The sequence below is a fragment of the Kribbella sp. NPDC002412 genome, assembly GCF_053592935.1.
This window is the reverse complement of record NZ_JBSFBL010000018.1, coordinates 129,326-135,649: the sequence shown is the minus strand read 5'-3', so window position 1 is coordinate 135,649 and position 6,324 is coordinate 129,326. Positions and strand designations below refer to the sequence as shown.

Below are 6,324 nucleotides of genomic sequence, written 5' to 3'. Positions count from 1 at the left end.
CCGGTGGTCGCCGTACCCGCCGGCTGGACACCGCAGCCGGACGGCGAAGTGGACGCGCTGTTCGGGCGGGCGACCGAGGCGGAGCAGCGGTTCCTGCGGTTGCTGGTCGGCGGTGAGCTGCGGCAGGGCGCGCTGGATGGTGTGATGGCCGACGCGGTCGCGCGGGCGACCGGGATCCCGCTGGAGAAGATCCGGGCGGCGACCATGCTGCGGGGCGCGGCCGCTCCCGTGGCGGTCGCCGTACTGACCGAAGGAGAGGCGGGGCTCGCGCAGTTCGGGCTGGAGGTCGGGCGTGGGGTGCAGCCGATGCTGGCGCAGTCGGCGACGAGCGTCGCCGAAGCGCTTGCCAAGACGGGTACGCCGGCTGCGCTCGAGTGGAAGCTGGACGGGATCCGGATCCAGGTGCACCGCAACGGGACGACGGTGGTCGTCTACACCCGAACGCTCGACGACATCACGACGCGAGTGCCCGAGGTGGTGGACGCCGTGCTCGCACTGGAGGCCGAGCGGGTGGTCCTCGACGGGGAGTTGATCGCGCTCCGATCGGACGGGCGGCCGGAGCCGTTCCAGGTGACCGGCTCGCGGACGGCGACACGGGCGGCGACCGGGCCTGAGTCGGTGCCGCTGACGCCGTACTTCTTCGACATCCTGCATCAGGACGGGCAGGACCTGCTCGGGCTCGACGGCGCCGCGCGGCACGACTGGCTGCGCAAGCTGATCCCGGAGGAGCAACGCATTCCGCGGCTGGTGACCGACGACGCGGACGCGGGTCACGACTTCTTCGTGGACGCGGTGAAGCGTGGGCACGAGGGCGTGATGGTGAAGTCCCTGACGGTGCCGTACGAGGCCGGTCGGCGTGGGTCCGGCTGGGTGAAGGTGAAACAGACGCACACGCTCGACCTGCTCGTGCTCGCGGCGGAGTGGGGTCATGGTCGTCGTACCGGCTGGCTGTCGAACCTGCATCTGGGCGCCCGGGACTCGGAGACCGGCGAGTTCGTGATGCTCGGCAAGACGTTCAAGGGGCTGACGGACGAGCTGCTGCGCTGGCAGACCGAGCGCTTCCAGGAGCTGGAGGTGCGGCGCGACGACTACACCGTCTATCTCCGTCCGCAGATCGTCGTGGAGATCGCGTTCGACGGCGTCCAGACCTCCCCGCGGTATCCGGCCGGGATGGCATTGCGGTTCGCGCGCGTGCTGCGCTACCGCGACGACAAGACGCCGGATGAGGTCGATACAGTGCAAACCGTGCGAGCAATTCACGAGGGCGGTGCCGATGAGTGAGCCGGCGGAGGATCCGGACGTCGTCACGCGGCGGATCGCACGTGAGTCACTGGACCAGGACGATCCCACCGGCTGGTTCGAGCGGCTGTACTCGGCCGCGTCGGAGGGCGCTGCGGTGGTGCCGTGGGATCGCGGGATGGCGCATCCGCAGCTGACGGAGTGGGCCGAGGAGTCGCAGCCGTCCGGTGCCGGGAAGTCGGCGCTGGTCGTCGGCGCCGGGACCGGGTGGGACGCGGAGCTGGTCTCCGACCTCGGGTACGACACGACCGCCTTCGACATCTCGCCCAGTGCGGTCGAGACCGCGCAGGGCAATCACCCGGACACGGCCGTCCACTACGTCACCGCGGATCTGCTCGCGCCGCCGCCCGAGTGGCACCGCGCCTTCGACCTGGTGGTCGAGATCTACACCGTGCAGGCATTGCCGATCGAGCTCCAGGCGGCCGCGATCAAGCAGGTCGGCGAGCAGGTGGCGCCCGGCGGGACCCTGCTGGTCATCGCGGCCGCCCGTGCCGACGACCAGCCCGACGAGGAGATCGAGGGCCCACCCTGGCCCCTCACCCGAGCGACGATCGAGTCCTTCGCGACCCCTGATCTGCACCTCATCCAGCTCAGCCAGTCCCCCAGCCCTACGGACCCGACGATCCTGCGCTGGCGGGCCGAGTACCTCCGCGACTAGACAATCCGTTCGACACTTCCACCCTCATCCCAGCAGACTGGCGGTTTTGGGACGAGGAGCTGCATGAGTTCGCCTTGGGGTCGGGTCGAGCGACTGGATGCTGATCGGGTCGCCGATCAGGTGGCTGCGGAGACCGGCATCCGGCTTGTCGTCGAGGGCCTGTGCGCCGGCGGTGAGGTCGGCGCCGCGTTCGTACGCTGGCCGGACGGGCGGCGGGCGGTGCTGAAGTGGCGGCCGGGCACGCGGCTCGAGGACCTGCAGGCCGGGCCGATTGCGGTGTCCGAGGCCGTTCGGGCTGCGGGTGCTCCGGTCCCGGAGACTCAGTTGGCGGTGCAGCTGGGGACTGCGATCGCCACCGTGCAGGAACTGTTGCCCGGAGCACCGATCGCGCAGCTCGACGAGGCCGGGCTGGAGCAGGCGCTCGCGTTCAACGACCTCCAGGCTGGGCTGCTCGTGGCCCGCCCGGACGTCCCGCCGCTGGAGTTGTTCCTGCGCAGCGACGGACCGGGGTTTTGCCTGCACGGTCCGCTTCGCGCGCATAGCCGCCGTACCGCTCTGCTCGACGACTGGATCACTGCGGTGGGTGCTGAGCACCCGGGGCCGATGCGCGGTGATGACGCGGTGCATGTCGACTACCACCCCGGCAATCTGCTGGCCGTCGACGGGAAGATCACCGGGATCATCGACTGGGACGGCGCCGGTCGCGGCGATCGTCGGCTGGACCTGGTCACGCTCCGGTTCGGCATCCACTCCGATGCCCCGGATCCCGCGGTCGTCGCGCGGCTGGACGCCGTACTGGACACCTTCGGGGACGACGTGCTGCGGCCGCTGTGGGCGCACATGAGTCTGCGCATGGTCGACTGGGCGATCCGGCACTTCACCCCGGCCGCCGTGGACCACTGGCTGGAGCTTGCGGCGTCTCGAACAGAGTAGAACATATGTTCGAGAATCGTGTAGAGTGTGGTCATGGCGGGGCACGGTGAGGTTGGGCCGACGGCGCTGCGGATGATGCTCGGAACACATCTGCGGCGCCTGCGGGAGCGAGCGGGGGTGAGCCGGTCGGATGCCGGGTGGGCGATCCGGTCGTCGGAGTCGAAGATCAGCCGGCTGGAGCTCGGCCGGGTCGGGTTCAAGCAGCGCGACGTGGAGGACCTGCTCACCCTGTACGGCGTGACCGAGCCGCGGGAGCGGGATCGGCTGCTGCAACTGGCCCGCGAGGCGAACAACCGCGGCTGGTGGCATCGGTACGGCGACGTGACGCCGGACTGGTTCGACGCGTACCTCGGGCTCGAGGCGGCGGCCGAGCTGATCCGGACGTACGAGATCCAGTTCGTGCCGGGGCTGCTGCAGACCGCTGACTACGCGCGTGCGGTCGCGCGGCTGACGCCGGAAGGTGCCCGCTCCGAGGAGGAGGTGGAACGCGTCGTCGATCTCCGCACCCGGCGGCAACGGGTGCTCGATCGTGAACCACCGCTGAAGCTCTGGGCCGTCATCGAGGAGGCCGTCCTGCTCCGCCCGATCGGCGGCCGGCAGGTGCTCCGCGACCAGCTCGACTCGCTCCGGGCAGCCGTCGAGCGCCCGAACATCACCGTCCAGATCATCCCGATCGACACCCCCGGCCACCCCGCCGGCGGCGGCGCCTTCACCCTCCTCCGCTTCCCCCAGCGCGACCTTCCCGACGTCGTCTACCTCGAGCACCTCACCAGCGCTCTCTACCTCGACAAACGCGAAGACGTCGACACCTACACCCAAACCCTCAACCTGCTGGCCTCCACCAGTCCCCCACCCCAGCAAACCGCCGACCACCTCACCACAATCCTCAACCGCCTCCCGGCCTGACTCACAGGCGATGGTCGTGGCGTGCCACGCGACCCGCCGCCTGGTGGTGACCGGTGCGCTCGACCCCCTGCAGGTCAGCTCTCGTCAGGCTGGTTGCGGGACTCGGACTTGAGGTGCTCGACTCGACCTTGGTCCTCCGGGGCGTCCAAGAGGTTGTCGGCGGGGGCTCGGTTCGCCGCGTACTCGGACAGGGCGATGTCGGGGTGGTGGTGGTCGAACGCGGGGCTTTCGGAGCGGATTCTGGGGAGCTGGTCGAAGTTGTGGCGTGGGGGTGGGCAGCTAGTGGCCCACTCCAGGGATCGGCCCCAGCCCCACGGGTCGTCGACGTTGACGCGAGGCGAGCGGCGGGACTTCCACACGTTGTAGAGGAAGGGCAGGGTCGAGGCGCCGAGGATGAAGGCGCCGACGCTGGAGACCTGGTGCAAGACCGTGAAGCCTTCGTTCTCGCCGTACGTCGCGTAGCGCCGCGGCATGCCCTCGACGCCCAGCCAGTGCTGGACGAGGAATGTGGTGTGGAAGCCGATGAACAGCAGCCAGAAGTGCAGCTTCCCCAGGCGCTCGTCGAGCATCCGGCCGGTCATCTTCGGCCACCAGAAGTAGAACCCGGCGAACATCGCGAACACCACGGTCCCGAACACCACGTAGTGGAAGTGCGCGACCACGAAGTACGAGTCGTTCAACTGGTAGTCCAGGGCCGGCGAGGCCAGGATGATGCCGGTCAGACCGCCGAACAGGAATGTCACCAGGAATCCGACGGACCACAGCATCGGCGTGTCCAGCGACACCGACCCGCCCCACATCGTGCCGATCCAGTTGAAGAACTTCACGCCGGTGGGCACCGCGATCAGGAACGTCATGAACGAGAAGAACGGCAGGCTCACTCCCCCGGTGGTGAACATGTGGTGCGCCCACACCGCGATCGACAGCACGCCGATGCCCAGGGTCGCGGCGACGAGGCCGTAGTACCCGAAGATCGGTTTGCGGCTGAAGACCGGCAGGATCTCGGTGATGATGCCGAAGAACGGCAGCGCGATGATGTAGACCTCGGGATGCCCGAAGAACCAGAACAGGTGCTGCCACAGCAGGGCGCCGCCGTTCGCCGCGGTGTAGACCTGCGCGCCGAGCAACCGGTCCGCCTCGAGCATCAGCAGCGCGGCGGCGAGGATCGGGAACGCGATCAGGACCAGGATCGACGTGATCAGGATGTTCCAGCAGAAGATCGGCATCCGGAACATCGTCATCCCGGGCGCGCGCATGGTGATGATCGTGGTGACGAAGTTGACGCCACCGAGGATGGTGCCCAGACCGGCCATCCACAGCCCCATCACCCACAGGTCGCCGCCGACCCCCGGTGAGCGTTCGGACGTCGAGAGTGGTGCGTACGCCGTCCACCCGAAGTCGGCCGCGCCTTCCGGGGTGAGGAACGCGCCCATCGTGATCAGCCCGCCGAACAGGAACAGCCAGTAGCTGAACATGTTCAGCCGCGGGAACGCGACGTCGGGGGCGCCGATCTGGACCGGCATGATCACGTTCGCGAAGCCGACGAACAGCGGGGTCGCGAACAGCAGCAGCATGATCGTGCCGTGCATGGTGAAGAGCTGGTTGTAGACCTCCTCGTTCACCATCTGCAGGCCGGGTTCGGCGAGTTCGGCGCGGATGATCAGCGCCATCACGCCGGCGACCAGGAAGAACGCGAACGACGTGACCAGGTACAGCTGGCCGATGACCTTGTGGTCGGTCGTCGACAGCAGCTTGCCGATCACCTGCCCCAGCGGCCGCCGCGCCGTGGTCTCGGCGATCGGCGGGCCGGTGCGTTCGGTGATCCCGGTGCGTTCGCTGACGCTCGCCATGCGACCTCCCGTGCCCCCACTCCGCGCCCGGAGTACCCACACTTCCTTCGATTAGACACCCGTCCGGGGCAGGACAACAGACGTCACTCCCCGTGACGACCGGATACGCAGCTGCTCAGCCCACCGCTTCGAGCAGGGTCTTGGTGAAGGACGCGAGGTCGTCCGGCTTGCGGCTGGTGATCAGGTTGCCGTCGGTCACGACCGTCTCGTCGACCCATTCGGCGCCCGCGTTGCGGAGGTCGGTCTGCAGGCTCGGCCACGACGTCAGGGTCTTCCCGCGGACGACGTCGGCCTCCACCAGGGTCCACGGCGCGTGACAGATCGCCGCCACCGGCTTGCCCGACTCGACGAACGACTTCACGAAGGCGACCGCTCCGGAGTCCATCCGCAGCGCGTCCGGATTCGCCACCCCACCGGGCAGCACCAGCGCCGCGAAGTCGTCCACCGACGCGTCACCGACGACCTGGTCGACCGGCTGCGTCTCCGCCGCGCTCAGGTGGTTGAACGTCTGCACGTCACCACTCTCCGGGCTCAGCAGCACCGGCTGGTGACCGGCGTCGGCCACCGCCTTCCACGGCTCGGTCAGCTCGACCCGCTCGATCCCTTCCTTGGCAACGAGAAACGCGATCTTCTTGCTGTCTGCCATCGGGTTCCACTCCTCTCGAGGTCCCCCGCCGG

Annotated in this window: 6 protein-coding genes; 4 read left to right on the top strand and 2 right to left on the bottom strand. The window is 68.8% G+C overall.

What is annotated here, in order from left to right; all coding sequences use genetic code 11:
* From ACWCOV_RS17220 to ACWCOV_RS17205, 4 genes are all read left to right on the top strand, one after another.
* Positions 1-1,281 (top strand): ATP-dependent DNA ligase (locus ACWCOV_RS17220; RefSeq protein ID WP_449830240.1); only part of this gene is annotated, 1,281 nt, incomplete at its 5' end.
* Positions 1,274-1,957 (top strand): class I SAM-dependent methyltransferase, encoded by a 684-nt coding sequence (locus tag ACWCOV_RS17215; RefSeq protein ID WP_449830239.1) that lies wholly within the window; start codon positions 1,274-1,276, stop codon positions 1,955-1,957. The genes ACWCOV_RS17220 and ACWCOV_RS17215, both read left to right, overlap by 8 nt.
* A 63-nt stretch (positions 1,958-2,020) precedes the next feature.
* Entirely contained in the window at positions 2,021-2,890 is an 870-nt protein-coding gene (locus ACWCOV_RS17210) for a phosphotransferase (protein WP_449830238.1), read from the top strand.
* Between the two features lie 33 nt (positions 2,891-2,923).
* On the top strand, positions 2,924-3,796 hold the full coding sequence (locus ACWCOV_RS17205; protein WP_449830237.1) for a helix-turn-helix domain-containing protein: 873 nt from the start codon (positions 2,924-2,926) through the stop codon (positions 3,794-3,796).
* A 74-nt stretch (positions 3,797-3,870) separates the two neighbouring features.
* Here ACWCOV_RS17205 and ctaD read toward each other — a convergent pair whose 3' ends face one another.
* Complete coding sequence (gene ctaD / locus ACWCOV_RS17200) at positions 3,871-5,646, bottom strand: aa3-type cytochrome oxidase subunit I (RefSeq protein WP_449830236.1); 1,776 nt, start codon at positions 5,644-5,646, stop codon at positions 3,871-3,873.
* Between the two features lie 115 nt (positions 5,647-5,761).
* Entirely contained in the window at positions 5,762-6,292 is a 531-nt protein-coding gene (locus ACWCOV_RS17195) for a type 1 glutamine amidotransferase domain-containing protein (protein ID WP_449830235.1), read from the bottom strand.
* Positions 6,293-6,324: the final 32 nt, after the last annotated feature.

Excerpts from the sequence above, each read along its gene's own strand:
- ACWCOV_RS17215 (WP_449830239.1), top strand. The coding sequence starts at position 1,274 with ATGAGTGAGCCGGCGGAGGATCCGGACGTCGTCACGCGGCGGATCGCA.
- ctaD (WP_449830236.1), bottom strand. The coding sequence starts at position 5,646 with ATGGCGAGCGTCAGCGAACGCACCGGGATCACCGAACGCACCGGCCCG.
- ACWCOV_RS17205 (WP_449830237.1), top strand. The coding sequence starts at position 2,924 with ATGGCGGGGCACGGTGAGGTTGGGCCGACGGCGCTGCGGATGATGCTC.
- ACWCOV_RS17195 (WP_449830235.1), bottom strand. The coding sequence starts at position 6,292 with ATGGCAGACAGCAAGAAGATCGCGTTTCTCGTTGCCAAGGAAGGGATC.
- ACWCOV_RS17210 (WP_449830238.1), top strand. The coding sequence starts at position 2,021 with ATGAGTTCGCCTTGGGGTCGGGTCGAGCGACTGGATGCTGATCGGGTC.